Source organism: Stenotrophomonas sp. SMYL20 (genome assembly GCF_036320045.1).
Classification (GTDB): Bacteria; Pseudomonadota; Gammaproteobacteria; order Xanthomonadales; family Xanthomonadaceae; genus Stenotrophomonas; species Stenotrophomonas maltophilia_A.
The window spans coordinates 1-26736 of record NZ_JAWIRT010000015.1; the positions used below are offsets into that span (position 1 = coordinate 1).

A 26736-nucleotide genomic window follows, 5' to 3' on the forward strand; every position below is an offset into this window, starting at 1 on the left:
CGAGCGGAGCGACCCGCTTTTGCTCTTGTTGTTGATCTCCCGTGGTGGGTCAGCCGCAGAGATCTGTCCAAGGCCGGGTGGGGAGGCAGGGCAGGGGCGTGAGCCGCATGGATGCGGCGACCGAGCTTACATGGACGTACTTGCAGCGCCCCCTGCCCTGCCTCCCCACCCGGCCCAATCCAAGAACCCGAGCTTTCAGCAACCAACCCACCCCACCACGGAGGGGCTCCGCCGTTCGCCGATCGCCCGCCGCAGGCGGCCGTTCGCGCTGCAGCATGCCGGCAGGCAAACCTGCGCCATCATGGACACCCCGCCCCCGCCCCCGCCCCCGCCAGGACCGTGCCATGCAGCAGTACCTGCTTCTGATCTACATCGAGCCTGCCCTGCTGCAGGCCCTGCCCACCGAAGAATTCAACGCGCTGATGCGCGACTGCCTCGCCCACGCCGACAAACTGCAGGCGGAAGGCACGCTGCTGGCCGCGCAGAAGCTGCAGCCGGTCGACACCGCGCAGACCCTGCGCGTGCGCGATGGCCACAGCCGCGTACTGGATGGCCCGTTCGCGGAAACCCGCGAACTGCTGGCCGGCTTCAACCTGATCGTCGCCCGCGACCGCGACGAAGCCATGCGCATCGCCCGCGATTTCCCGTGGGCACGCTTCGGCAGCATCGAGGTGCGGCCGCTGGAAGACATGGACGCCGAGCGCGAACGCTGCGGCGCCCCGGCTGCGGCTATGGCAGCAACCGTACCCTGATCTCGCGCGGGCCCACGCCTTCGTTGCCGCTGTAGTCGCGCACGCTGGCGCGCACGGTGTACTCGCCCGGTGGCAATGCCGCCGGCTGCCAGCGCCCGGTTTCCATCAGGCCGTCACGCACGGTGTTGGTGGCGAGGTAGCGGAAGCGGGTCACCGCACTGCCATGCACGGTGATGCCGCTGTCCGGTGCGTAGGCCACGCGCACCGCTTCGGTCTGCGGCGGCATGCGGTTGAACACGATGTTCCAGCGCGGCTGCTCATAACCCTGCAGCGACTGCCCGGCAGCATCGAGGATCTGGTAGCCCACCTGGTACATGCCCAGCCGGCGCCGCGGCAGGTTGTTGTCGACCTGGTCCCAGGCCTCGACCACGATCTGCACGCCGCGGCCCTGCCGCGCCAGCATCACCACGCCGTCGCTGCCGGCCGCCAGCGGTTGGTCGTTGTCGTCCAGCAGCGCCACATCGGTGATGCGCGGTGCGAAGTGGTCGGCGTAGTTGTGGAAGCCCAGCGCCACGGCGTTGGTTTCGAAGCCGCCGGTGCCCACCGCCAGGTGCACGTGCGCCTGGTTGTTGATGCTGCCCAGGCGATCGCCGACGTGGATGCGCGTGCCGCGACGCACGCGCATCCGCTCCAGCTTGCCCTGTTCGTCGTACAGCGCCTGCCAGCGCGCATCGAACGGCTGGTCGCGCGGTGTGCGGCCGACCCGCATGTGGATGTACTTGAGGCGGTCCACGGCCAGGCCCTCGGCCTGCCCACCCAGGCTCCACGCCGCTACCGGGCTGCTGATCTTGCCATCGGCGATCGCCAGCACGGTCTGGCCGACATCGCCGCGCACATCGAAACCGCCGTGCAGGTGGTGGCGGCTCTCGCCCTTGAAGTTGCCGCGCACTTCGCCCAGCGTGCCGACCACTTCATGCCAGCCATCCTGGGGTGCCAATGGCCAGCGCCCACCGGTGTCCGGCAATGCTGCATCGGCAGCGGGCCCGACCAGCGCCGGTGCCGGCAGGTCACCCACCGGCAGCGGGCGCAGGCGGTGCAGGCGATAGCTGGCAGAATCGGCCACCAGCACGCTGCCATCGGCATCCATCGCCAGGCCACTGGGGCGGGCCAGGCGCGGCAGGCGGCCGTTGCCCACCAGCGCGATCTGGTGGCCCTGCGGCGTCACCTGCACGATGCGTCCATCAAGGTCACCCACGTACAGCACGCCGTCGTGCGTGGTGGCCAGCGACAGCGGCCCATTGATCACGCCGCCATCGCCCAGCAGCGTGCTGACCATGCCGTCGGCACCGACCCGACGCACCGCGTTGTTGAACAGGTCGGCCACCAGCAGCGCGCCGTGCGCATCGAAGGCCAGTGCCACCGGTGTATCGAAGCGTGCATCACCCGCCAGGCCATCGGCCAGCCCCGGGCGCTCGCCGCCGGCCAGGGTACGCACGTTGCCATCGGTACCGATCACCCGGATGCGGTCGTTGAAGGTGTCGGCCACATAGACCTGGCCCTGCGCGTCCACCGCGATGCCCATCGGTGCATCGAAGCGCGCCTGCGCGGCAGGGCCATCGGCGTAGCCCTGTTCGCCACCGGCCAGCGTGGTCACCTGGCCATCGGTGCCGATACGGCGGATCGCGTGGTTGCCGGTGTCGGCCACATACAGGTTGCCCTGCGCGTCGGCGGCGATGCCCGAGGGCGTATTGAAACTGGCCCGCAGTGCCGGGCCATCGATACGCCCCTCGCCCTGCCCGGCCACCGTTTCAACGCGGCCATCGGGAAGGCGGCGCCGGATCCGGTTGTTGTCGCCGGCATCGGTGAAGTAGATGCTGCCATCGGCACTGCGCAGCAACGCATAGGGATCGGCGAAACGCGCCTGCGCGGACGCGCCATCGCGGTCACCCGGGTGGCCATCGCCGGCCAGCGGCTCGATCTGCGCGGTCCACGCCAGCGGCGTTGGAACCGGACCTGCCGGTTCAGCCGGCGTATGCAGCGGCGTCTCCCACCAGGTCGCGGCCAGTGCCACTACGGTCGCCAACGCTACGCCTGCCGCCATCCATTGCCACCGTGCCATCGTGCTGCGCTGCCTGCCTGCTGTCTGAAGAGGCACCGACAATAGACGCTGAACGCAGGATCCGCCACGGCCAAACGTACTGCCGGATACCAGAGTTCCATGCGTCGCGCTTGTTCTCCCTGGCTACAGCGGGTTCAATGCTCTTCCCACGGATGGAGATCCTCCATGCCCCGCATCTTCCCCCTCGCCGCCCTGCTGGTGGCCGCACTGGCCAGCACGCCGGCCTCCGCCTCGATCTCGGTGGCACCACAGAAGCCGTCAGTCACCGCCGATGCGATGCACCAGGCCTATGCCACGCGATGGGATGAGGCGATCCAGCAGTCACGCAGTGGCAACACGCTGGGCGCACTGATCGCGATGGAACGGCTGATGGAAGATCCGATGCTGGATGACTTCGATGCTGAACATCGCGGCCGCGCCGCGCAGGTGGCCGGCTGGACCGCGATGGTGCAGAAGAAGCCGGACCAGGCTCGCCGCTATCTGCAGCGCGCGCAGGAGGCACTGCCGGACGATGCGCAGATCCTGCTGACCCTGGTCTCGGTGGAACTGTCCGAGAACCAACCGGCGCCTGCCACCAAGCACCTGGTGCAGGCGCTGAAGCATGCCGACGCGCCGTTGCCGGTGGACCACCACGCGATCAACTACCTGCAGTTCCGCCTGCGGGACCAGCCGCAGCAGCGTATGGAACTGCTGCAGGCACTGTTCGACAACGGCTGGAAGAGCGGCGGCCTGGAACCCACCGGACTGTGGCTGGCACTGGCCACGCTGCAGGCCGACAACGGCCGTGGCGAGGCCATCCCCGCGACCCTGGCCCGCATCTCCGCGCCCGCCGAAATCATCCGGCTGCGCAGTGACAAGCGCTTCGATCCCTATGTCGACCGCGCCAACCCGCGCTTTGATCCCGTGCAGGCTGCACAGAAGCACCTCGACGAACTGCGGGTTTCCGGCCTGCTCGACCGGGCGCTGGACGCGCGCATGGCCGAGTTCAGCAGCACGCTGCTGATGCTGGACCGCAACGAGGAAGTGCTGGCGCTGACCGATGGCATGGCCGCTGCGGCCGCCGAAGGCGAGGCGCCTTCGGCGGCAGAAGCCGAATGGGTGGCATGGCTGCTCAACAGCCGGCTCACGGCGCTGCGCCGGCTGGGTCGCAACGAGGATGCGCTGGCGGCAGCCAAGCTGGCCGCACGCATCGGTGCACTGGGCCCCGATGGTGCCGAGCACCAGTTCAACGTCGGCTTCGTGTTCAGTTCGCTGGGCCGCATGCAGGATGCCGCCACGGCAGTGAATGACATGCCGGGCCTGGCCGGTTACGGCAAGGCGGCCCAGGCACTGCTGCAGTTCGTTGCCGCCCGTGAACGTGGCGATGCCAAGGCCGAACAGGCCGCGCGTGCAGCGATCCTGGCCCAGGGCGATGACGCGCGCCTGTTCCAGCGCGAAATGCTGCTGGACGAGGGCAATCTCAACGGCGCAGCTGCCGTGCTGATCGAACAGTTGCGCTCACCCGTTGAACGCGGTGAAACGTTGGCCAGCCTGCAGGACATGCGCACCTATCCGTCGCTGCCCGGTGACGTGAAGATCGATGCGGCCTGGCGTGCGCTGAAGCAGCGCGCCGACGTGCAGGCCGAGGTTGCCCGCCTGGGCCGCATCGAACGCTACGAACTGGTCAGCACCTCCACCTCGCGCTGAGCAAGCTCCCATGTAGAACCACGTGCGTGCAGCACCACCCGCCTAGCGCGCCGGCACCTCGGTACGGATGCCCATCGCCTCGCGGTAGCGTGCGTACAGGGCCATCACCTTGTCCACGTAGGCCAGGGTTTCGGCATAGGGCGGCACGCCCTTGTAGCGGGTGACCGCGCCGATGCCGGCATTGTAGGCGGCCGCTGCCAGCGGCCGATCACCGTTGTAGCGACGCAGCAACGCGCGCATGTAGCGGGCGCCGCCATCGATCGACTGCTGCGGCGAGAACGGATCATTCACCCCGTACTCCTGCGCGGTGTCCGGCATCAACTGCATCACGCCCTGTGCGCCCTTGCTGGACACCGCCAGTGCATCGAAGTTGCTTTCGGCATGGGCGATCGCGCGCAGCCACGCGTCATCCACGCCGGTGGCCTTGGCGGCGGCCTTGAACTGTTTGGCATGCTGCGCCAGCTGCGGCTTGCCCACCTTGCCCAGGCCTTCGTGGGCAGGTTCACCCGGCGGCGTGGCCATGGTGAACTTCAGGAACACCCGCGAGCCGGGCAGGTTGCGGGTGGAGTAGACCAGCGCGCCATCCTGCTCGCGCTCGTACAGCACGCCACTGAACACGCCCATGTTGCCCCACAGATTCGGGGTCTGGATGGCGTTGTCGTCGATTTCCTTCGGGGTGCAGCGTGAACCGGGTTCCGGCGCGGTGGCCAGGCTGACGGTGTTGCCCTGCACGCAGCGGTAGACGGTGCGCGCGGCGGCCAGCCCGGGCCACAGGCTGGGCAGCAGCAACAGCGCAAGCAGGAGAGGGCGACGGAACATGGCGGCCGGATCATCCGGCCGCGCCCGCTAATGCTGGGTGAATGGGGGTCGGCAGGGCTGCGCCCTGCACCCGTGGTAGTGCCGGCCGCTGGCCGGCAACCTCAACAGCAACGGCAACGGCCGATTTCCTGCGGGGGTCGGATCCCGTTGCTGCGCAACGGTCTCTGACCCCACTCCAGAGAGATCTCTGGATCAATCGATGGAACGCAAACGCTGGGTTACTTCGCGGTCCTCCGCCGCACCCAATACCCCACGCCCAACAGCACGAACCACACCGGGCTGGCGACCAGCGCCTGGCGGGTGTCGGCCTGCAGGCTCAGCAGCACCAGCACGGCGGCGAAGAACACCAGGCAGGCCCAGCACATGGCGACGCCGCCGGGCATCTTGAAGATCGAGGCGGCGTGGCGTTCCGGGTAGCGGCGGCGGTAGGCCATGTAGGCCACCAGGATCAGCGACCAGACGAAGATGAAGAGCACGGTGGCCAGCGTCGTCACCAGGGTGAAGGCGGTCACCAGGTTGGGGATCAGGTAGATCAGCAGCGTGCCGCCCAGCAGGCACAGGCACGAGAACAGCAGGCCACGGGCGGGCACTGCGGCGCGTGACAACTTCGACAACCCGCGCGGTGCGTGGCCCTCTTCGGCCAGACCGTACAGCATGCGGCTGGTAGAGAAGATGCCGCTGTTGGCCGAGGACGTGGCCGAGGTCAGCACCACGAAGTTGATCAGGCTTGCCGCGGCGGGAATGCCGGCCAGCACGAACAGCTGCACGAACGGGCTCTTGTCCGGCACCACCTGGCGCCACGGGGTGACCGCCATGATCGCGATCAGCGCCAGCACGTAGAAGATGATGATGCGCACCGGGATCGAGTTGATCGCCTTCGGCAGGTTGCGTTCGGGGTCTGCGGTTTCAGCGGCAGTTGTACCCACCAGCTCGATGCCGACGAAAGCGAACACCGCGATCTGGAAACCGGCGAAGAAGCCGACAAGGCCCATCGGGAACATGCCGCCGTCATTCCACAGGTTCGACAACGACGCGGTGTGGCCACTGGGCGAGGTGAAGCCCCACGCCACCAGCCCGGCGCCGGTGATGATCAGCGCACAGATCGCCACGATCTTGATCAGCGCGAACCAGAATTCCATCTCGCCGAACAGCTTTACCGTCACCAGGTTCAGTGCCAGCAACAGCAGCACGCAGGCCAGTGCCGGTATCCACGCATCCAGCCCAGGGAACCAGAACTGCGCGTAGGCGGCAATCGCGATCACGTCAGCGATGGCGGTGACGATCCAGCAGAACCAGTACGTCCATCCACAGAAGAAGCCGGCCCAGGGACCGAGCAGATCGGTGGAGAAATCGATGAAGGATTTGTACTGCAGGTTGGACAGCAGCAGCTCGCCCATCGCGCGCATCACGAAGAACAGCATCGCGCCGATGATCAGGTAGACGAAGACGATGGACGGGCCGGCCAGGCTGATGGTCTTGCCCGAGCCCATGAACAGGCCGGTGCCGATGGCACCACCGATGGCGATCAACTGCAGGTGGCGGTTGGACAGGCTGCGGCGCAGGTGCTCGGGGGGCGTTGCGGGCTCGGTCATGGGCGTGCACTGGGGCGGGCGAAGCGTTCGACGTTAGTCCTCCCCGGCCCGGAGCGCCAGCGCTGGACGGCCCGATTGCGTCAATCATGGTCGCTTTCATCACATTGTGACCGAATACCGGATTCGTCCCATTCCGCCCGGCCCGGCGTCATGCTCAGATAGCCGCACCTGCCCAAGGATCGGCCCGACCATGTGCCCTGCCCTGCCCGCCCCGCTGGAGCTCCGGCCTTGAGTCGGCTGCGCGTGATCATTGGTGGCACCGCGCTGGCGCTGCTGGCCGCGGCCGTGCCGATCGCGGTGATGGCCTATGCCACCTGGGACCGTGCAGTCAGCGTCGAGCAGCAGCGGCTGCGCGACATCGCCGGTCGCGCCCTGCGCCGCGCCGACCAGTCCTACCAGGAAGCGCTGGCCGCACTGCAGTCGGCCGAGGTCGGCGCCCACGACGCCTGCGGGCCCGACCATATCCGGCGCATGCAGACGCTGGTGATGACCTCGCCGTCGGTCGACCAGATGGGCTACTTCGAGGGTGGCAAGCTGCGCTGTACGTCGTGGGGGCCGTTCCTGTCCGACGTCAACCAGCCCAAGGCCGACCACGTCACCAGTGATGGCGCCGGCATCGCCGTGGATGTGCGCCCCGAGGCCAGCGGACGGCGCCAGGTCCTGTCGATCCTGTACGGCAACTACGACGTGCTGGTCGATCCGCGCCGCTTCGTCGATGTCATCGCCGACCCGAACGTGCGCCTTGCCCTGGCCAGCCCCGATGGGCGTCTCCTGGCCAGGCAGGACGGCATGGATCCGGCATTGCTGGAGACCCTGCTGCGCGCCCCCGATGAAGGCCTGGACCACCACACCCTGTATGCCACCGCCCGCAACGAAGAGTGGTTGGCGATCGCGACCATGCCGCGTACCGCGCTTGCCGCGACCTTCCGCCAGCAGGCGTGGCTGTTCGTGCCGATCGGCGTTCTGCTGGCCGCTGCCGGTGCCGGCCTGGTGATCTGGCTGTCGCGCCGCCGCCTGTCCCTGCGCGGCGAGCTGGCCACAGCGATCCGCCGCCGCGAGCTGTACCTGCACTACCAGCCGATCATCGAGCTGGATACCGGCATCTGCGTCGGCGCCGAAGCGCTGGTGCGCTGGCAGCGCCCGGATGGCACCCAGGTGCGGCCGGACCTGTTCATTCCGCTGGCCGAAGAGGCCGGCATGATCGGCGCGGTCACCGATCTGGTGATCGAGAACGTGGTGCGCGACATGCGTGAACTGCTGGTGGCCGACCGCAGCGCGCACATCGCGATCAACCTGGCCGCCGAAGATATCAGCAGCGGCCGTGCGCTGAAGATGATCTCCAAGCACATGGCCGGCAGCGGCATCCTGCCGCAGCAGATCTGGATGGAGGCCACCGAGCGCGGCTTCCTGGATCTGGACCGCGCCCGCACGATGCTGGCGCAGGCGCGTCGGGCCGGGCACAGCGTGGCCATTGACGATTTCGGCGTCGGCTTCTCCAGCCTGCAGTACCTGGAACAGCTGCCGCTGGACGCGTTGAAGATCGACAAATCATTCATCGATGCGATCGACACCGAGAGCGCCACCAGCCCGGTAACCCCGCACATCATCGACATGGCCAAGGAGCTGGGCCTGTGGGTGGTGGCCGAGGGCGTGGAGACCGAGGCACAGCTGGCGTATCTGCATACCCGGAAGGTCGAGTTCGCGCAGGGTTGGCTGTTCTCGCGGCCGCTGCCGCGGGATGAGTTCGTGGTGTTCCATCACAAGCGGCAGCAGCGCTATGGCGCGGCGCGGGAGCACATGCAGAATCCGCGCAGCGTGCCGATCGAGCGTGAGGGGATCGAGTAGGACGGCCAACGGCAGAGCCCCTCGTGGTGGGTCGCGTACAGTGGATCCATCAGTTGGGGCCGGGTGGATGGGTCGCGCAGGGGGCGCTGCAAGTACGTCCATGTAAGCTCGGTCGCCGCATCCATGCGGCTCACGCCCCTGCGCAACCCACCCACCCGGCCACGGACACATTGCGGCGGCGTCCCACCACGGAATCAACAGGAAAATCAAAAGCAAACGCGGGTCGCTGCGCTCGGTGGATCCACGCCATGCGTGGATGGCGTGGACCACGGTAGTGCCGGCCGCTGGCCGGCACCTCGGTAACGTCTGGTCTGCGCCTACGCCCAGGCCTTCGGCCGTGCCAGCAGCCACGCCGCGCTCACCGCCAGCAACAGCAACGGCAACCAGCCCAGCTGGCTCGGGCCGCTGACCTGCAGCAGCACACCGCCTGCTACGCCACCGGCGGCAATCGCCAGGTTCCAACCGGTCACCAGCATCGACTGCGCCAGGTCGGCGGCAGCACCAGCACGGCGTGCGAGCGCGGTCTGGAACAGGGTCGCAACCGACCCGAACGCCACGCCCCACAGGATCGTTGCCAGCAGCAGCGGTGTGGCCTGTCCTGGCCACAACAGCAGGGCCAACACCGGAAGAATGAAACCGATCACGGCCGCCCACACCAGCGTGCGCAGATGACGGTCCACGCCCCAACCGGCAATGCCGATACCAACGATGGCAGCCACGCCGAAGGCCAGCAGCAGACGGTCCAGCCACCGGCCGGCGCCTGCCTCCACCGCCAGCGGTTCGATGTAGGTGTACAGCACGTTGTGCGCCAGCACGTACAGCACCATCACCGCCAGCGCGCTGCGCACGCCGGGCATGCGCCACACCGTACCCAACGACATGCGCTGACCGGCCGCGACCGCCGGTAGCGCCGGCAGTGCCCAGCGCGCGTACGCCAGCAGGCCGACCCCCAGCACGCTCATCAACGCGAACGCCCAGCGCCAGCCGATCTGCTGGCCCAGCAACGTGCCCGCCGGTACGCCCAGCGACAGCGCCAACGGCGATCCAACCATCGCCACCGCGATTGCCCGGCCCTGCAGCGACGGCACCACCATGCGCGCCGCGTAGCCGGCCACCAGCGACCACAGCAGGCCACCACTCACACCGGCCAGGAAACGCGCGGCAAGGATCAGCGGATAGCTGCTGCTCACGGCGGTCAGCGTGTTGACCACCACGAAGCCGGCAATGGCGGCCAGCAACAAGGGGCGTCGCGGCAGGCGCTGGGTCAACGCGGTCATCGGCAGTGCGGCCATCACCGATCCCAGCGCGTACACGCTGACCAGCTGGCCCACCGCCGCATCACTCACGCCCAGGCTCTCGCCCATCGGCCGCAGTACACCGGCCGGCAGGGTTTCGGTCAGCAGGGTGATGAAGCCGCCACCTGCAAGCGCCAGCAGGCCGGCCCACGGCAGGCGTGTAGCTTCGCCGGCAGGACTCGCCGCATCAATAGCATGGCCGCTCATCGTGCAGCCTCCAGATCGGCATAGACCGCGTCACGCAGCTCATCAACGAAGGCACCGTCCATGCCTTCGTACAGGGTGTTGGTCAGCGCCACCACGCTCAGCCCACGCGCAGGATCGACAAACCAGCTATGGCCGTAGGCACCGCCCCAGCGCCAGGTGCCTTCGCTCTGCGGTGTGCCACTGGCGGCGGCATCGCGCAGCACCGCAAAGCCCAACCCGAAGCCCCAGCCGGCCGGTTCCGGCGGCCCCTGCTCGCCCACCTGCGGGCTGGCCATCTCCGCCACCAGCGCGGGCGGCAACAGATTCGAAGCTTGCACATCGCGCAAGGCCTCCAACACCGCCATCACCTCGTCGGCGCTGCCAATCAGTCCAGCACCGGCCGAAGGGAAACGGCTGGCATCGGTAGCACGGGCGAGGCTGTACTCGATGCCGACCGTACCCTCGAACGGTGCGACCACTTCGCCTTCCTGCAGGCGATGCGGCTGCGGCGTGTCACTCACATACGGCGTGGCCAGCCGTGCGGCATCGGTGGTCGCGAATGCGGTGTCGGCCAGCCCCAGTGGCGCGGCCAACAAGTGCTCGAACAGTGCCTGCAGCGTTTCACCGGTCGCGGCTTCAGCCACGGCGCCCGCGACGTCCACGCCCAACGAGTACAACCATTGGCTGCCCGGCGCGAACAACAGCGGCGCCTGCGCGATGCGATGCACGTTGTCGGTCAGCGTCAGCGGATTCGCATCCATGCCATCGCTGACGCCGGCCTGTGCGTACGGGCCATCCGCATTGGCTTCGAGGAAGCGGTAACCCAGCCCGCTGCTATGGCTGAGCAGTTGGCGCAGGCTGATCGGCGGCGTGCTGCCATCGGCCAGCGCCGGGCGGAAGTCCGGCAGCCAGCGCTGTACCGGCGCATCCAGGTCCAGCACGCCTTCGGCTACCAGGCGCAGGATCACCGTGGTCAACAGCGGCTTGCTGACCGATGCCAGCCGGAACAACTGATCGCGCTGCATCGGCGTGGCCGACTCGCGATCGGCCAGCCCGGTCGCGCCGGCGTGGCGCAGCACACCGTGCTCGCGCACCAGCACCACCGTACCGACCAGGCGCTGTGGGTGGACCTGCTGCAGCAGCCGCTGCACCGACGGCAGCGTCGGCGCAGGTGCAAGGGAAGGAACAGCGTTCATCGCGGTGATCCGTGGGGAGAGGCCCGCCACGTTAGGCACCACGCCCTCGTGCAAAAAGCCGGTTGCCGCTCCGGGCATCATGGACCGTGCAGTCCGCAATCGGCATGATGGCCGGAACTGCAAGGCCGCAACGGGCTCCACACCACTTCGCACCACAGTGTTGCGATGGCGGAGCCGTCCGCTACAGCCGCGCCGACCTACCCTGCCGCTTTCATTGCCCGCACGCCCATGTCAGTCCTGGACAACCTCGCCAACCTGCAGACCTTCGTGCACGCGGCCGACACCCGCAGCTTCGTCGAGACCGGGCGCCTGCAGGGCATCTCGGCCTCGGCCGCCGGCAAATGCGTTGCCCGGCTGGAACAGGCACTGGGCGTGCGCCTGTTCCACCGCAGCACGCGCAGCATCACCCTCACCGCCGAGGGTCAGCTGTTCCTGGCACGCTGCCGGCGCATCCTCGACGAGCGCGATGCCGCGCGCACCGAGCTGGCACAACCACACGCCACGCCACGCGGCACACTGCGCATCGGCCTGCCGCTGGTGGGTGACCTGACCCTGCCGCTGATGGCCGAGTTCATGGCCGCGTATCCGGACATCCGTCTGGACCTGGATTTCAGCGACCGGCTGGTCGATGTCATCGAGGAAGGCTTCGACGCTGTGCTACGCGTCGGCGAACCCAGCGACTCACGCATGAACGCCCGACGCCTGGGCGTGTTCCCGCGCCGCATCGTTGCCTCGCCGGCGTACCTGCAGCGCCGCGGCGTTCCGCGTGCGCCGGCCGACCTGCTCCAACACACCCTGCTGCACTACCGCTTCCCCAGCACCGGCAAGCTGGAGCTGTGGCCGATCCAGTGGCCCGGCAAGGAAGCACCGCAGGAACTACCCGTGCACATGGTGGCCAACACCATCGAAGCGCGCGTGGCGCTGGCACTGCGCGATATCGGACTGGCCTTCGTGCCGGTGCACTCGGTGCGCGATGCACTGGCCGATGGACGCCTGCTGACCGTGCTCGACGAGCATGTGCACTCCTGCGGCATTTTCCACCTGCTGTGGCCGTCGGGCCGCCACGTGCTTCCGAAGCTGCGGGTATTCATCGACTTCGTCAGCGCGCGCCTGGAAACCGTGCCGTAGGCCGGTAGATCCGCGCCATGCGTGGATGCCCTTGTAGAGTCGAGCCATGCTCGACTCAGCGTCTGCCAGGCGAAGCGCAGCCGAGCATGGGCTCGGCTCTACAACGGAACCACTCGAACACTGGTAGCGCCGGGCCATGCCAGCGGCCGCCGCACCCGACCATTCAGCCAACCCCGCTATACTGGCCGCTCATTCCTCCCAGAGGCTCGCGACCAATGCGCCATTGATGCCGCCGTCTTTCCACTAGACGGCCTGACTCTTCCCGCCCCTGCGCGCAGGGGAGAACCCGGCATCCATGGAGGTCGCATGACCCCGTATCCCCTCACGCTCGATCGCGTTTCGTATCGATTGGCCGACGGCCGTGTGCTGTTTTCCGATCTGTCGTTTTCCTTCGAACCGGTCGCCACCGGCCTTGTCGGTGCCAATGGCACCGGCAAAAGCGTGCTCGCACGCCTGCTGGCCGGGCGGCTGTCGCCCGACAGTGGCCAGGTGCGTGGCAGTGGCCGCGTGTTCCTGTTGCCCACACCGGGCTATCCACCTACCGGTACCGTCGGTGAGTTGGCCGGTGTGGGTGAAGCCCTGTCCGCGCTCGCACGCATCGAAGCCGGCAGCGTCGATGAGGCCGACTTCACCTGCATAGGCGACCGCTGGGATCTGCGTGAACGCCTGCAGCAGCAGTGGCAGGCGCTGGGCTTGCCCGATGATCTCGATCACGCCCAGCCTGCTGCGCGCCTCAGTGGCGGCCAGGCCATGCAGGTGGCGCTGTCCGGCGCCTGGGCCAGCAGTGCCGGCTGGCTGATCCTGGACGAACCCAGTAACCACCTCGACGCACGCCATCGCCAACAGCTGTACGAACAGTTGCAGCAGTGGCGCGGTGGCCTGCTGGTGATCAGTCATGATCGCGAGTTGCTGGGCCGAATGCAGCAGATTGTCGAACTCGATGGGCGTGGCCTGCATCGCTATGGCGGCGCATGGCAGCACTACGCCGACACACGCGCCGCCGAACGTGAAGCCGCCACCGCCCAGCTTGACCATGCACGTGCGCAGCATCGGCAACAGCAACGCAGCGCTCGCGAACAACACGAACGTCAGCAGCAACGCCAGGCACGCGGCAATCGCGATGCGAAGCAGGCCAACCAGGCACCGATCCTGCTTGGCCGGCAGAAGCAGCGCGCCGAAGCCAGTCATGGGCGCGCGCAGCAGGTGCAGTCCGAACGCCTGCAGGCCAGCGCAGAGCAACTGCGCGCAGCGGCCTCGGCGGTTCACACCGCGCCGGAACTGGCGCTGTTTGCCGGTGCGGGGGAACGTGGCAGCACGCGCCTGCTGCAGGCGCAGGATCTGGTCCTCCCACATGGTTGCAGCGCCCCGTTGCAGCTGGAGATCCGCCGCGGCCAGCGCATTGCCGTGGTCGGTGACAACGGCAGCGGCAAGTCGACACTGCTGCGGGTGCTGGCGGGTCAGCTGCCCGCGCGCGATGGGACCGTGCAACGTCACACACCGCTGGCGCTGCTCGATCAGCAGCTGCTGGGGCCGTCCGGCGAATGCAGCATCCTCGACAGCGTGCAGGCCGCCAACCCGAGTGCCGACCCCGGGGAGCTGCGCACGCGCCTGGCCCTGTTGGGTCTGGACGCACAGCGCATCCAGCGCGCCGCCAGCAGCCTCAGCGATGGCGAGCGGGTGAAGGGTGCGCTGGCCAGCGTGCTGTATGCCGATCCCGCGCCCCAACTGTTGCTGCTGGACGAGCCCGGCAATGCACTGGACCTCAGTGCATTACAGGCGCTGGAAGAACTGCTTGCGGCATGGCCGGGCGCACCGGTGATGGTCAGCCACGACCGGCACCTGCTGCAGGCGTTGCGGCCGACCCAGGTGCTGCAGGTGAGCACCGAGGGCTGGCAGTGGCGTGACGCCTTGTAGATCCACGCATGGCGTATCGACCCGGGGTAGTGCCGGCCGCTGGCCGGCAGCCCAGGAAACCTCAATGCACCATCAGCGCTTCCACACCGGGAACGCCTGTGGCATCTGCTGCCACAGCAGCGGCCCCGCCCGCAGCTCCTGGTCATTGAGCAGGCACGCATCCAGCTCCGCGCGCACCGCACGCTCATCCATGTGCACACCAATCACCACCAGCTCCTGGCGGCGATCACCCCACAACGGGTGCCACAGCCGCTGCATCGCCGTGTGCGCGGCTGCATCCGGAAACTCTTCCAGCCCCGGCAACGGTGCGCTCCAGCAATCGGCCTGCTGCCGCGCCCAGCCGAGGTCGCTGTAAGGCAGCGGTGTCGGCGGCAACAACGGCGCAGTGTCTTCCAGACCGGCACGCACGCGATCGCGCGCGGCATACCAGAAGCCCGCCGCCTGCGTCCGCGTCGCCGCGCCCACGGTGTTCAACTCGCCTACCCAATCCATGCGGTTGGCCAGCCAGAACCAGCCCTTGCTGCGGATCACGCCGGGCATGCCGGACTGCAGCGCGCGGGCGAATCGCGCGGGGTGGAACGGACGCCGCGAACGGTAGACGAAGCTGCCGATGCCGTACTCTTCGGTTTCCGGTGTGTGCTCGCCCCGCAGTTCCTTCACCCAGCCCGGCGCACGTTGCGCACGCTCCATGTCGAAGCGGCCGGTATCCAGCAGCTCGGCCAACGGCACATCACCGAAGCTGGACAGCAGCAGCTTCGCATCCCGGTTCAAGCCACGCAGTACCGCCAGCGTGTCCTGCAGCACCTCGTCGTCCACCTGGTCGACCTTGCTGACCACGATCACGTCGGCGAACTCCACCTGCTCGCACAGCAGATCGACCACACCGCGATCGTCCTCCGGCCCGGCCTGCTGGCCGCGTTCAGCCAGGCGCAGGGTCGAGCCGAAGTCGGCAAGGAACGCGCTGCCGTCGACCACCGTCACCATCGTGTCCAGCCGCGCGATATCACTCAGGCTGAAGCCGTGCTCGTCGCGCACCGCGAACGTGGCCGCCACCGGCATCGGTTCACCGATGCCCGTCGATTCGATCAGCAGGTAGTCGTAGCGACCCGCATCAGCCAGGCGCCGCACTTCCTGCAGCAGGTCATCGCGCAGCGTGCAGCAGATGCAGCCGTTGCTGAACTCCACCAGCGTCTCTTCGGTGCGGCGCAGCTCGGCACCACCTTCGCGCACCAGCTGCGCATCGATGTTGACCTCACTCATGTCGTTGACGATGACCGCCACGCGCAGGCCCTCGCGGTTGCGCAGGATCTGGTTGAGCAGGGTGGTCTTGCCGGCCCCAAGGAAGCCGGACAGCACGGTGACCGGAAGGCGACGGTCGGCGCGGGAAACAGTGTTCATGTCGGAGCGGGTTGGCTGCGGAACGGAAATGTTACTGTATAACAATTGCCGTGCAAGGAACCTCCCCCGATGAAGTCGCCTTCTGCCGCCCTGCTCGATGCCGGCGCGGTCGCCCTGTCCAGCCTGTGCCTGCTGCACTGCCTGGCGCTGCCTCTGCTGGCCGCCGCACTGCCCCTGTTCGGCGCGTGGGCCGAAGCGGAATGGGTGCATCTGCTGTTCGTGGCCATTGCCCTGCCACTGACCGGCTACGCGCTGTGGCGGGCCGAGCGCCGTCACCCACTGCCCGTGCTGGCCTGGGCCACCGCCGGCGCCGGGCTCGGCCTGCTGCTGGCCGGAGCGCTGGCCTTGCCCTCACATGACTGGGAAACGCCGATGACGGTCACCGGCAGCCTGCTGCTGGCCGCCACGCATATCTGGAACGCGCGGCACCGGCACGCGGGGTAGTGCCGGCCGCTGGCCGGCAACCGCATGAGCTTCGGACGCCGCGGGTAGTGCCGGCCGCTGGCCGGCAACCGCATGAGCTTCGGACGCCACGGGTAGTGCCGGCCGCTGGCCGGCAACCGCATGAGCTTCGGACGCCACGGGTAGTGCCGGCCGCTGGCCGGCAACCGCATGAGCTTCGGACGCCACGGGTAGTGCCGGCCGCCGGCCGGCAACCGCATGAGCTTCGGACGCAACCTGCAGTTGCCGGCCAACGGCCGGCACTACCCCTGCTATTTGCCGTAGCGGCGAAGAAGCTCCACCAGCACCGCAGCCTCGTCCGCCCGCTGCTGCGGGTCATCGGCACCCACCACATGTTCCTGCAGGTGCTCGTGCAGCAGCTCCATCAGCAGGCTGTGGGCGGCACCGCGCACCGCGGCGACCTGCACCAGCACGCCCGCGCAGTCCCCCGCTTCCCCCTCGGGCTTGTCCAGCGCCTGCTCCAACGCCGCCACCTGACCCGCGATGCGGCGCACCCGGGTCAGCAGCTGCTTTCGATTCTTGTGTACATGGGCCATGGCGGGATCATATACCCTATGGGGGTATCAACTCCAGCTCCCGCCGCCATGCACTTGGACGCCCTCGCCGCCGCCCGTCGCCACGAACACCGCTTCGACGACGGCAACCCGCTGGCCGAACGCAATACCCGCCGCGCCCTGTGGCTCACCGTCGCCATGATGCTGGTGGAGATCGTCGGCGGCTGGTGGTTCAACTCCATGGCCGTGCTCGCCGACGGCTGGCACATGAGTTCGCACGCGCTGGCGCTGGGCCTCTCGGTGTTCGCCTACCGCTGCGCGCGGCGCTACGCGCACGATCCGCGCTTCGCCTTCGGCACCTGGAAGATCGAGATCCTGGCCGGCTATACCAGCGCCATCGCCCTGCTCGGCGTCGCCGCGCTGATGGCCGTGCAATCGCTGGAACGGCTGTGGGTGCCGGCACCGATCCATTACGACGAAGCCATCGCCATTGCAGCGGTGGGCCTGGGCGTGAATCTGCTCTGCGCCTGGTGGCTGCACGACAGCCCGGGCCACGCGCATCACCATCATGGGCATGGGCATGGGCATGGGCATGACCATCATCACGGGCACGACCACGATCACGGCCATGCGCACGGTCACGACCTCAACCTGCGCTCGGCCTACGTGCACGTGCTGGCCGACGCCGCCACCTCGGTGCTGGCCATCGTCGCCCTGCTTGGCGGCAAGCTGCTGGGCCTGACCTGGCTGGACCCGGTGATGGGCCTGGTCGGCGCCGTGCTGGTGACGGTCTGGGCGATCGGCCTGCTGCGCGACAGTGGCCGCATCCTGCTCGACGCGCAGATGGATGCGCCGGTGGTGGCCGAAGTGCGCGAGGTAATCGAACAGGGCCCGTGGCCGGCACGCCTGGCCGACCTGCACGTCTGGCAGGTGGGTCGCGGCAAGTACGCGGTCAGCGCCAGCGTGGTCACCAGCGACGTCAGTCTGGATGCCGATACCGTGCGCAACGCGCTGGCGATTCATGAGGAACTGGTGCACGTGACGGTGGAGATTCACCGCAGCGCATGATCCACGCCGGGTAGTGCCGGCCGCTGGCCGGCATGGCATGCTCCGGCCGCCGCTGACCAGTAGAGCCAGGCCATGCCTGGCTGCGTTGCCCACAAGTCGAGCATGGCTCGACTCTACAACTACAGCTTCAACATCATCCGCAGCAGGTACATCAGCAGCGGCAGCGCACTCAGCACCGCACCACCGATGCCGATCCACGGCCAGCGCTCGCCGCGCACGCGCGAAGCCACCGCCAGACCGCAGCCCACCAGCGCCGCGCCCAGCACCCCCACGCCCAATCCCGCAGCCATGCCATTGCCGCCTGCGGCCACCGCCGCCTGCGCAGCCAACGTGCCCGCGCCCCAACCCACAGCGATCCCCAGCCAACTGGCCACGCCGCACCACGGTGCCTTGCCCTTCGCCATCCGAAAACCCCTGTGTCCTTGCCGAATTTCTGTACGGACCACGCCCGTGTGCTGCCTACACTAGCCGCACCTGCCCCGTCGGGACATCCCATGCGCACGCTCCGCCTGCTGCTGCCCGGTGCCCTCCTGCTGCTCACCGCCTGCAGTGGTGATGCCGGGCTTCCTTTCAGCGCCGACCCGTTGCAGGGCTGCTTCGCCACCGGCGCGCGCAAACCGGCTGACTTCCGCATCGACAAGGAAGGCGGCCAGTACTTCGTCTCCTTCAGCCGTGGCGAGCAGTGGCAGCGCGAACCCAACGCCCTGCACAAAGCCTCCCGCAGCGAAATCAGCCGCTACTTCCGCGACGACGCCGAGCAGATCGACAGCGCGTTGATCCGCATGGCCGGTGGCTTCGGCATCTTCCACTTCAACAAGGGCGCGACGCTGAAGGGCAAGGCCAGTGATAGTGACTACATGGCGCTGATGCTGATCGGGGCTGGGCCGGTGTATGCGGTCAAGTGCCCGTAAGACGCAATGATTCTGATGGCGGCTCAGGGCAATATGGGCACATCCTGTCTTCTTTGAGGAGCGATGCCAATGCTGCTGTTTCTGCTGCTTGCGGTAAGCGCGCCGAAGACCCAGGGTGCCTATGACGAAGTCCGGCAGCTGCCCGATGGCCAGACCCTGATCATGCGCACCCTGGACTGGGATCTCGGTGATGGTCGCCATGAGCGCGTTACCGTGCATTGGCTGATGCAGGAAGACGGCAGCCTGCGCTACGACTTTGATCGGCAGCCACCGGAAACCCAGGAGGTCCATCGTCGGTCGTGCGCGCGAGTAGGCATGCAGCCGTCGCGTGGCGTCGGCGTGATTTCAGGGGAAGGAACCACACACGGCTACAGCTGCACCAGCCAGCGGTAGCGCCGAGCCCACGCTCGGCTCCTCCCGTCTACATCCACGCATGGCGTGGATCTACTGCAGCAGCCACGCGTGGCCACGGCAACAGCTGCGGTACCATGCCCTCCCCCGAACCGCCCCGGTACCCGCCGTGCCCCATTACACCGGCCCCCTGCTGACCCGCGACAGCGCTGACACCCTGCGCCGTGCCCATGACAAGGGCGCTGCCGACTGGCAGGGCTCGCTCGACCTTGGCCGCAGCGAGGACAGCGTGGCCCTGAACGCCGACGGCTTCCACTTCCGTGGCCAGGCCTACCCGTGGCCGGGCAAGTTGAAGGACCGCACGCTGTACTACTGGGACGGCGAGGACTTCGCACCGATCTCGCGCTACAGCGGCTCGCTGATCAAGCTGGTGCCGACCGGATGGGGCGCACCGACCTTCGAGATCGACGGCATCAAGATGCTGCCGACCTCGAAGCTGTCACCGTTCGAGGATGCGCGCCGCAAGGTCGAGCTGGTCGCCCCGGCCGGCAAGGTCATCCTCGATACCTGCGGCGGCCTGGGCTACTTCGCCGCCTGCGCGCTGGAGGCCGGTGTCGGCCAGATCCGCTCATTCGAGAAGAACGCCGATGTGATGTGGCTGCGCACGCTCAACCCGTGGTCGCCGGATCCGGACTCGGCCGCCGCCGGTGGCCGCCTGCAGTTCAGCCACGGTGACGTCTCACAGCAGATCGAACAGGTGGCCAGCAACAGTGTCGACGCGATCCTGCACGACCCGCCGCGCTTCGGCATCGCCGGCGAACTGTACTCGCAGGTGTTCTACGACCACCTCGCCCGCGCCATCCGCAAGGGAGGGCGCCTGTTCCACTACACCGGCGCGCCGAACAAGCTGACCAGCGGCCGCGACGTGCCGCGCGAAGTGGCCAAGCGCCTGGAAAAGGCCGGTTTCAAGGCCGAGCTGGCGCTGGACGGCGTGCTGGCCGTCAAGCGCTGAGCTTCATTCCGAGTCAACCTTCGCCAGCTTCATCACCCACTTCGGCACTTCCGGTTCACCGGCGTAGAAGTCTTTCGGCTTCTTCTCGGCCATCGCCCAGCGGTGCAGCCAGCTCGGGCCATAGCGACCGCTGTAGCCCTCGGCGCCACGCCCGTAAGCAGGATCGCGCATCGCCTCATCCAGTGAAATGAAGCGATAGCCGCGCCGCTTCGTCGCCGCCACCAGTTCGGCGAAGGTGGCTGCATTGAGTTCGTTGGCATGCATCAGCCACACCTGCGGCAGCGCGTAGCCCAGCAGCGCCTGCGACTGCTTCTCGTAGTAGTCCAGCTTGTTCAGCATGTACGGCACATAGCCCTTGCGCAGCTGCGCCAGCGTCGCCTCGCGCGCCGGGGAATCGGGCTGCTCGTTCATCACGTTGGCATAGGCAAACGCCCATACCCACTCCCCGTTGTCGACCGTCACCGGTGCCACGCGGTAGCCGTGCTGCTTGAAGAACATGTCCATCTCCGCGCGTTCTTCCGGTGTGCGTCCGGCACGCAGATAGGGATGGCGCATCCACTGCGGTTTCAGTCCACGTTCGGCCAGCAACGGCCGCAGCACCGTTTCACCACGCAGGAAATCCTGCTGGAACGCAGGCACACCCCTGGCGTTCAGATCCATGTGCGAATACGTGTGGTTGCCCAGCACATACCCGGCGTCCAGCCAGTCGCGCAGCATCTGCACCCGCGCGGGCTGCACGTGTCCGTTGATCTCAAGCTTGTTCTCGTTGACGAAGCCGACCACCGGCACACCCGCCTGGCGAAGCTGGGCCATCAGCGCTTCGTGCCGCGACTGCAGGTCCGGCGGAACGATCTCGTCCACCCGCGCCCACGGCAGGTCGTCGATGGTCATCGCGATCCGGCGATCCACCTCGGCGGCGTGTACCGCCAACGAACACAGCAGCAATGGCACCGCACGCAGCAACCAACGCATCAGCACATCCTTGCAGGGGCGAAGTGCTGACTCTAGCGCGATTGCGGGCGCGCGGCCGGCCCCACACCCGCTATGGGCCGGGCGACTGCACCTGACGTTCGCGCACGATCGCCCGCCACAACATGAATCCCGCAGCCATCGCCATCAGCATCAACGCGACCAGCACCAGGGCAAGATCATCGGGATTGCGCAGCAGCGGTGCATGCTCATGGGTGAGGATCTCGAACACCACCTGCTGCGCCTGTGCCAGCGGCAACCGGCCCTGCTCGCCCAGCTCCACCAGGCACGCCGCTGGGGACAGCTTGGCCACGCCAGTCCATGCCAGGTCGTACAGGTGCAATGCCCTGAGGGCCAGCGCCAGGATCGCGGCGTGCAGCGCCATCAGCCCCCAGTTGGCACGTCGCAGGCGTTCCGACAGGCGGCCCAGCCGGTAGACGCTGATCGACATCGCGCCCAGCAGCGCCAGTACCACGCCCGCCATCGGAATCCACTGCAAGGGTTGCCACGGTGCAAGCGCAGTGGACCGCGCCAGCAGTTGTTCGGCCACCTGCATGCGCGCGACAGGGTCGGGCCCACCGCATGCGTCATCCACCGGCTCCAGCAGCAGTCCCACACGGTAGTGGAAGAAACCGACTGCAAGGGCTACCGCCAGCAGCGCCACCACCTGCAGTGCCAGCAGGATCGGGCCAGGACCACAGATACGACAGAAGCGGGTAGCAGCAGAGACCATCGGTTCATCCATGACAACAAAGGACCATCCTAACCAAGCGCCCTGTGCTTGTCGGCTGGCGGATACGACAACCGGCGCGCGGTCCCGGTAGGATGTGGATGAGCATGGATGGTCGTATGTAGAGGTGTTGTGGATGGTCACGCTGTATCTGTGGGTGCGAACGCTGCTTCCACTGCTGGCGTTCGTGATCGCTTGGATGCTGCTGTCGCGCCTGATCAAGGCCCGCGTGTCGCGCCTTCCACGGGTTCCCTTGAACCTGCCCGAGCACAGCAGCAGCCCGCGCAGGAAGGACCGGCGCATCTACGCGCGCAAGCTGCGGCGAAAGCCAGGTCTGCGTACCGCAACTCGCCCGGCCTCCGCGCCGCGCAGCTGGAACCTCGCAGCGGTGTTCGTTTCGCTCTTCACGTTGATCGCCACCGTGCTGGTCGTGCCGGATGGCGCGCGCTTCCAGGTCATGGTCGAGAGCATCACCGGCTACCCGGCTACGATTGCTGAAGTACATGTTCCCGCTGCCGGGCAGCCCCTCGTACTGCAGGCGTGGCAGCCAGCACTGGCGCAACTGTCGCGGCCGGTAACGATGCGCTACCCGATCGGACGCACCGGCGGCGAGCATGATGCGCACGCCATGCTACCGGTACGGGTGAGGCATCAGGGGGATCGCCTGCAGGTGGCTACGGCAGTGCCGGTGGATGCCGAGCTGCTGCGTGCAGAGCTTGCGCGCTTGGCGGGGCTGCCGACGGAGGCAATCACCGTCCGCCAGCGCGAGATCTCACCCTGGCTGGAACCCGGCTGGAAGCCGCTGGTCGACCTGTAGAGCCGAGCCCATGCTCGGCTGCTGTTGCAGTAGATCCACGCCATGCATGGATGGATGCAGAGCGGAGTCGAGCATGGCTCGATTCTACAGATCACGATCCGCGCGGCAGCTTCGCAGCCCACATGTTGTCCACCAGATTGGGATAACGCCGCCCGTTCTCTTCCGCACGCTGCCGGGCTGCCTCCTTCTGCGCAGGCGACAACGGCTGCGACGTCTGGCCCTTGGGATTGGGCTTCTTCCACGGGGGCGTCTTCGGTTCACGCATGGCCGCAGCTTACTGCTTCAGGAAGTTCAACAGCGCCAGATTGAAGTGATCAGCATGACTGGTGTTGCAGCCATGCGGCGCGCCTTCAAGGATCACCACTTCGCTGCCCGGAATGGCTCGGTGCGTGCGCTGGCCAGAACCTTCAAACGGCACGATGGCATCGCTGTCACCGTGCAGGATCAAGGTCGGCACCGTGATCTTCTTCAGGTCTTCGCGGAAGTCGGTGGTAGCAAACGCCTTCATGCACCCCAGCGCTGCGTTCTGGTCGGATTGATGGCACAACGCGATCGCCGCCTGACGCGTCTCTTCGGTCACCATCAACTGGCCATGGGCGCTGAAGAAATCGCGGGTGAAGCCATCGAAGAACGCCTCACGATCCTTCTCCAGACCGCTGCGCATTTCATCGGCCTTTTCCTGGGTGAGCGGGCCTTCCGGGTTGTCATCACTGCGCAGCAGGAACGGCGGCACCGCCGCTGCAAACACCACGCTGTGCAGACGGTCCTGCCCATGATTGCTCGCATAGCGCGCCACCTCACCGCCGCCCATCGAGAAGCCGACCAGGGTGACGTCGTGCAGGTCACGTTCCTCGATCAACCCCGCCAGGTCCGCCGCCAGCGTGTCGTAGTCATAGCCTTCGGCGGGCTTCTCGGAACGCCCGAAACCACGCCGGTCGTAACTGATCACCCGATGCTGCGCATCGCGCAGGATCGACACCTGTTGTTTCCAGGCATCGGCAGACAGCGGCCAGCCGTGGATCAGAATGACCGGGCGGCCGTCACCACCGGTGTCTTCAACGTGCAGGCGGATGCGGGAAGCAGGCATGGGAGCTCCTGTGGAAGGGGAGGCTTTCAGGCTATTGACCGCCGCCTATCGCGACCGTGATGGAATCGCCGGTCGCCATGACATCGCCTGCACAGACGACGACGCCTCGGCCGGGCCGCCAATGCGGGCATTCGCTCCGTGGAAAACCCGTTTCATCGGAAGCCGGCTGCAACGGCCCAAACGCCATGCGAGCCTGCGTGAACCACCCTTGGAGCCTCGCCATGTTGCTGCCTACCTTGCCCCTGCTGGCTGCCGGCCTCGTCGCCACAGCGCCGTCCACCGACGACCTGCGCCAACAGATCCGCCAGGCCGACACCCAGCTGTTCGCCGTCGCCTTCGAGGCCTGCGATGCCGACAGGGCCGCCGCGATGACCACCGAAGACATGGAGTTCTTCCATGACAAGGACGGCAAGTCGGCCAGCAACCGCGAGGACTTCCGCCGCAGCGTGGCCAACATGTGCAGCAATGCGCGCAAGGGCGGCTGGAGCCTGCGCCGTGAGCTGGTGGAACCTTCGCTGCAGGTGTTCCCCTTGCACGACGAGCGGGCGCTGGAGATCGGCGACCACCGCTTCCATGAACGCGGCAAGGACGGCGTGGAGCGCTGGGTGGGCCAGGCCCGCTTCATCCAGGTCTGGCGTCGCGTGGACGGACGCTGGTTGGCCGAGCGGGTGATCAGCTACGACCACCATGCGGCAGACTGACCCATCGGGCGTGCTTCACGGGCCGGATCTATACTGGCGGGGTCCACCACGACCCACCGTTACCGTTCGATCGCCATGGCAGAGATCACCCCCAACCATCCCGAGTACGGCCTCAACCAGCAGATCCGCCAGGGCGTGGCCGCACTGGACGCCCAGCATGGCCGTCCGTTCGACCAGACCAGCGAGCGCCTGACCGCCAGCCTGACCGTGCTCGCCCGCGAGCAGGGCCTGCAGCAGGTCGACCATGTGCTGGTCAGCAACGCCACCTCCCAGCACCCGGCCGGGCACAACGTCTTCGTGGTGCAGGGCGACCCCGCCAACCCCGCGCACCTGCGCGCGATGATGCCGACCGCTGTGGCGGTGCAGACGCCGGTGGAGCAGTCGATGCAGAAGCTGGGCATTGCCCCGCAGCAGCCCGCCATGGGGCAGCTGCCCGACCAGCAGGCCCGTGAGCAGGAACAGCAGCAGAACCCGGCACACCGCCTGGGCTGAACCGGCTCCAGCGTTTCTGGCGGCCCCGCGCGAGAATGCCGGCTCGCCGTGGCGCTTGCCGCCCTAGGCCATGCGCGGCCCGGACTGCTCCTGCACTTGGCGCTGCTGCAGCTCATCCTGCGTGCGCGACTGCGCAGACTGCGACAGCTGCTCGGCACGCTCGAACGAGGTTTCTGCCCGTGTCTGCGCGGCCACCGCAGTTGGCATGCTGGCGCGCAGCTGTGCCGGGTCGTCGCGCTCGCCCTGCACGATGAAGATGTTCTGCGCCACATCGGCCTGTGCCGTGCGATCGCTCAACAGCACGTGGTCGACCTGAGTCAGGCCGTTTGCCTTGGCCAGGGCGTACAGGCTGGCGCTGATGTTCTCGCTGGTGGCATCGAAGGCTCGGCCCCGCTCTGCGTCGAGCAGGGCCACGCCCTGGTGGATCTGCGAGAGCAGCAAATCGTTGCCGTGCCTGGCGAGATGATCACCGCTTTGTTCGCCCATGCCCTCAGCGTCGCTCAGGATGCGTTGCTGGAAGCTGCGCGCGGGCAAGGGATTGGTTTTCTTCTGATTGAGCTCGCTGTCCGGAAACGGCGGGTCAATGCTGTCCACGCCATGGATGTTGCGCAGCGGTCGGAATCCATCCTTGCCTGCGCCCTTGCTCTCCAAGGGAATGCGGACATCGGGAAGCAATTGGCCAATGCCACCTCCCAGCGCGTTCACGTCGATGCTCTTTTTCCGCTCGATGCCCGCGTGGTTCAACGCTTCCCAGGTGAAGTCAACGCAGTTGTGGCGCACGTCCTTGTATTGCAGATCGAAGCCGTACTTACTTGGGTACGTGCCGAACGCTTCAAGCTTCTTGTACTGCTCCTCGCTGATTTCGAGAGTGCGGCTGTAATGGGGGTCCTTGTAGATCGTCGCATCATCATTCATGACCTTGCCTTGGCCGTTCACGCTTCCGTGTTCTATGGGTGCAAACCCATAGCTCTGAGGCTGCTGACCGGGCGCACGAAGCACGTAGAACATGTGGCCTGGCCCGGAAGTCTGCGGCACCCCATCAATAACTTCCTGGCTACCGGTTTTCTTGTCTATCAGCGGCGTGCCGGGGGCGGCGATGATGATCTCGACGACGTAACGTGGCTTGTCCATAGGAAGAATCCTTCAGTTCCCTTCAGCAGTAGGTCGGTAACTATTTTCCAGAGAGAGGGCCAGCATGAACCCGCAGCTGTGCCGGGTAATGCTGGAGCACGGCGGTGGGCTGCACCGTGCGTACATCCAGGCGGTAGCGGGCACCCGTTTCCATCGGCAGCGTAACGATGCTCAACCTGTACCGGCTGGCGTCCATCGATACCTGCTGCGCGTAGCGCCAGTCTGCCGATGCATGCCATTCGGGGAGCGGCTCACCCAGATTGCGCGCCCTTACCTGATAGACATCAGAGGTAGCAACGTCCTGCCAGGCACCTGCGACCCAGCGCTGCAGGGACAACTGGAAGGGAACATGAACACTGTCCATGTCAGGCTCACTGTCAGGCGCGGGTCCGTGTCGCTGCACCTCAAGATCCAGCACATAGGGTCGACCCGGATAGAAGTTGCGGGCATTCGTTTCGAACTCGAAGCGCACCGCCTTGCCGGACTCGGCAACGTCGATCGGCTTGACCAGATCCAGCGGCTCCGGCGCATCCGGTATGCGGCTGCTGCAGGCGCCGAGTGCGCCCGCCAGCGTGAAGATCAGGCCGGCAAGCCACCAGCGATGGATACCCAACATGATTCAGACCCTTTGGCTCCCTGCC

Annotated in this window: 27 protein-coding genes; 13 read left to right on the top strand and 14 right to left on the bottom strand. The window is 67.2% G+C overall.

What is annotated here, in order from left to right:
* Nucleotides 1-344: 344 nt before the first annotated feature.
* A complete protein-coding gene (locus V3B48_RS12715) occupies nucleotides 345-752 on the top strand; it encodes a YciI family protein (RefSeq protein ID WP_100437764.1) in 408 nt (135 codons plus the stop codon).
* Here the strand turns inward: V3B48_RS12715 and V3B48_RS12720 are convergent.
* The gene (locus V3B48_RS12720; protein ID WP_329893810.1) at nucleotides 730-2811 is read right to left on the bottom strand and encodes a gluconolaconase; all 2082 of its coding nucleotides are present in this window, start codon (nucleotides 2809-2811) and stop codon (nucleotides 730-732) included. The genes V3B48_RS12715 and V3B48_RS12720 overlap by 23 nt on opposite strands.
* A 165-nt stretch (nucleotides 2812-2976) precedes the next feature.
* On the opposite strand from V3B48_RS12720, the gene V3B48_RS12725 reads away from it, so the two are divergent.
* The gene (locus V3B48_RS12725) at nucleotides 2977-4497 is read left to right on the top strand and encodes a hypothetical protein (RefSeq protein WP_329893811.1); all 1521 of its coding nucleotides are present in this window, start codon (nucleotides 2977-2979) and stop codon (nucleotides 4495-4497) included.
* A gap of 42 nt (nucleotides 4498-4539) precedes the next feature.
* Here V3B48_RS12725 and V3B48_RS12730 read toward each other — a convergent pair whose 3' ends face one another.
* On the bottom strand, nucleotides 4540-5316 hold the full coding sequence (locus V3B48_RS12730) for a lytic transglycosylase domain-containing protein (RefSeq protein ID WP_125892404.1): 777 nt from the start codon (nucleotides 5314-5316) through the stop codon (nucleotides 4540-4542).
* Between the two features lie 218 nt (nucleotides 5317-5534).
* Nucleotides 5535-6908, bottom strand: a complete 1374-nt coding sequence (cycA, locus tag V3B48_RS12735; RefSeq protein WP_049399140.1) for a D-serine/D-alanine/glycine transporter — start codon at nucleotides 6906-6908, stop codon at nucleotides 5535-5537.
* Between the two features lie 228 nt (nucleotides 6909-7136).
* Here cycA and V3B48_RS12740 point away from each other — a divergent pair, with 228 nt between their 5' ends.
* Complete coding sequence (locus V3B48_RS12740) at nucleotides 7137-8753, top strand: EAL domain-containing protein (protein ID WP_032130444.1); 1617 nt, start codon at nucleotides 7137-7139, stop codon at nucleotides 8751-8753.
* Nucleotides 8754-9070: 317 nt separating this feature from the next.
* On the opposite strand, the gene V3B48_RS12745 is transcribed toward V3B48_RS12740, so the two are convergent.
* Nucleotides 9071-10255 carry an MFS transporter gene (locus V3B48_RS12745; protein ID WP_329893812.1) on the bottom strand — a complete coding sequence of 395 codons (1185 nt, stop codon included), beginning with the start codon at nucleotides 10253-10255 and terminating at the stop codon, nucleotides 9071-9073.
* The gene (locus V3B48_RS12750; protein WP_329893813.1) at nucleotides 10252-11430 is read right to left on the bottom strand and encodes a serine hydrolase domain-containing protein; all 1179 of its coding nucleotides are present in this window, start codon (nucleotides 11428-11430) and stop codon (nucleotides 10252-10254) included. Before V3B48_RS12750 ends, V3B48_RS12745 begins: the two co-directional genes overlap by 4 nt.
* A 228-nt stretch (nucleotides 11431-11658) precedes the next feature.
* Between V3B48_RS12750 and V3B48_RS12755 the strand changes: the two genes are divergently transcribed.
* Complete coding sequence (locus V3B48_RS12755) at nucleotides 11659-12558, top strand: LysR family transcriptional regulator (protein ID WP_285302111.1); 900 nt, start codon at nucleotides 11659-11661, stop codon at nucleotides 12556-12558.
* A 306-nt stretch (nucleotides 12559-12864) separates the two neighbouring features.
* Nucleotides 12865-14472, top strand: a complete 1608-nt coding sequence (locus tag V3B48_RS12760; protein WP_329893816.1) for an ATP-binding cassette domain-containing protein — start codon at nucleotides 12865-12867, stop codon at nucleotides 14470-14472.
* Nucleotides 14473-14544: 72 nt separating this feature from the next.
* Here the strand turns inward: V3B48_RS12760 and V3B48_RS12765 are convergent, their stop codons facing one another.
* Nucleotides 14545-15870: a GTP-binding protein gene (locus V3B48_RS12765; RefSeq protein WP_032130408.1), complete on the bottom strand. Its 1326-nt coding sequence runs from the start codon at nucleotides 15868-15870 to the stop codon at nucleotides 14545-14547.
* Nucleotides 15871-15939: 69 nt separating this feature from the next.
* Here V3B48_RS12765 and V3B48_RS12770 point away from each other — a divergent pair, with 69 nt between their 5' ends.
* On the top strand, nucleotides 15940-16314 hold the full coding sequence (locus tag V3B48_RS12770; RefSeq protein ID WP_107431316.1) for a MerC domain-containing protein: 375 nt from the start codon (nucleotides 15940-15942) through the stop codon (nucleotides 16312-16314).
* Between the two features lie 269 nt (nucleotides 16315-16583).
* Here V3B48_RS12770 and V3B48_RS12775 read toward each other — a convergent pair whose 3' ends face one another.
* Nucleotides 16584-16868, bottom strand: coding sequence for a metal-sensing transcriptional repressor (locus V3B48_RS12775; protein WP_032130410.1), 285 nt, complete (start codon nucleotides 16866-16868; stop codon nucleotides 16584-16586).
* A gap of 48 nt (nucleotides 16869-16916) precedes the next feature.
* On the opposite strand from V3B48_RS12775, the gene dmeF reads away from it, so the two are divergent.
* On the top strand, nucleotides 16917-17894 hold the full coding sequence (dmeF, locus tag V3B48_RS12780; protein ID WP_329893817.1) for a CDF family Co(II)/Ni(II) efflux transporter DmeF: 978 nt from the start codon (nucleotides 16917-16919) through the stop codon (nucleotides 17892-17894).
* Between the two features lie 119 nt (nucleotides 17895-18013).
* On the opposite strand, the gene V3B48_RS12785 is transcribed toward dmeF, so the two are convergent.
* Nucleotides 18014-18298, bottom strand: coding sequence for a hypothetical protein (locus V3B48_RS12785; RefSeq protein ID WP_132809020.1), 285 nt, complete (start codon nucleotides 18296-18298; stop codon nucleotides 18014-18016).
* A gap of 90 nt (nucleotides 18299-18388) precedes the next feature.
* Here V3B48_RS12785 and V3B48_RS12790 point away from each other — a divergent pair, with 90 nt between their 5' ends.
* The 3 genes from V3B48_RS12790 (at nucleotide 18389) to V3B48_RS12800 (ending at nucleotide 20168) form a co-directional block, all read left to right on the top strand.
* On the top strand, nucleotides 18389-18805 hold the full coding sequence (locus V3B48_RS12790; RefSeq protein ID WP_164079999.1) for a hypothetical protein: 417 nt from the start codon (nucleotides 18389-18391) through the stop codon (nucleotides 18803-18805).
* A gap of 69 nt (nucleotides 18806-18874) precedes the next feature.
* Nucleotides 18875-19198, top strand: coding sequence for a hypothetical protein (locus tag V3B48_RS12795; RefSeq protein ID WP_049399132.1), 324 nt, complete (start codon nucleotides 18875-18877; stop codon nucleotides 19196-19198).
* A gap of 127 nt (nucleotides 19199-19325) precedes the next feature.
* Nucleotides 19326-20168 (top strand): MnmC family methyltransferase, encoded by an 843-nt coding sequence (locus tag V3B48_RS12800; protein ID WP_121504770.1) that lies wholly within the window; start codon nucleotides 19326-19328, stop codon nucleotides 20166-20168.
* 3 nt (nucleotides 20169-20171) lie between these two features.
* Here the strand turns inward: V3B48_RS12800 and V3B48_RS12805 are convergent, their stop codons facing one another.
* Together V3B48_RS12805 and V3B48_RS12810 are read right to left on the bottom strand one after the other, a co-directional pair.
* A complete protein-coding gene (locus V3B48_RS12805; protein ID WP_329893819.1) occupies nucleotides 20172-21140 on the bottom strand; it encodes a polysaccharide deacetylase family protein in 969 nt (322 codons plus the stop codon).
* Between the two features lie 70 nt (nucleotides 21141-21210).
* Complete coding sequence (locus V3B48_RS12810; protein WP_182267155.1) at nucleotides 21211-21870, bottom strand: hypothetical protein; 660 nt, start codon at nucleotides 21868-21870, stop codon at nucleotides 21211-21213.
* Nucleotides 21871-22003: 133 nt separating this feature from the next.
* Between V3B48_RS12810 and V3B48_RS12815 the strand changes: the two genes are divergently transcribed.
* A complete protein-coding gene (locus V3B48_RS12815; RefSeq protein ID WP_329893820.1) occupies nucleotides 22004-22684 on the top strand; it encodes a hypothetical protein in 681 nt (226 codons plus the stop codon).
* Between the two features lie 91 nt (nucleotides 22685-22775).
* On the opposite strand, the gene V3B48_RS12820 is transcribed toward V3B48_RS12815, so the two are convergent.
* Both V3B48_RS12820 and V3B48_RS12825 read right to left on the bottom strand, forming a co-directional pair.
* Nucleotides 22776-22949 carry a hypothetical protein gene (locus V3B48_RS12820; protein WP_097048477.1) on the bottom strand — a complete coding sequence of 58 codons (174 nt, stop codon included), beginning with the start codon at nucleotides 22947-22949 and terminating at the stop codon, nucleotides 22776-22778.
* Between the two features lie 9 nt (nucleotides 22950-22958).
* Nucleotides 22959-23771: an alpha/beta hydrolase gene (locus tag V3B48_RS12825; protein WP_329893821.1), complete on the bottom strand. Its 813-nt coding sequence runs from the start codon at nucleotides 23769-23771 to the stop codon at nucleotides 22959-22961.
* 221 nt (nucleotides 23772-23992) lie between these two features.
* Between V3B48_RS12825 and V3B48_RS12830 the strand changes: the two genes are divergently transcribed.
* Complete coding sequence (locus V3B48_RS12830; RefSeq protein WP_329893822.1) at nucleotides 23993-24472, top strand: nuclear transport factor 2 family protein; 480 nt, start codon at nucleotides 23993-23995, stop codon at nucleotides 24470-24472.
* Nucleotides 24473-24547: 75 nt separating this feature from the next.
* A complete protein-coding gene (locus tag V3B48_RS12835) occupies nucleotides 24548-24964 on the top strand; it encodes an XVIPCD domain-containing protein (RefSeq protein ID WP_329893823.1) in 417 nt (138 codons plus the stop codon).
* Nucleotides 24965-25027: 63 nt separating this feature from the next.
* Here V3B48_RS12835 and V3B48_RS12840 read toward each other — a convergent pair whose 3' ends face one another.
* Nucleotides 25028-26095, bottom strand: coding sequence for an XVIPCD domain-containing protein (locus tag V3B48_RS12840; protein ID WP_329893824.1), 1068 nt, complete (start codon nucleotides 26093-26095; stop codon nucleotides 25028-25030).
* Between the two features lie 40 nt (nucleotides 26096-26135).
* Nucleotides 26136-26711: a hypothetical protein gene (locus V3B48_RS12845; RefSeq protein WP_329893825.1), complete on the bottom strand. Its 576-nt coding sequence runs from the start codon at nucleotides 26709-26711 to the stop codon at nucleotides 26136-26138.
* Between the last annotated feature and the right edge of the window lie 25 nt (nucleotides 26712-26736).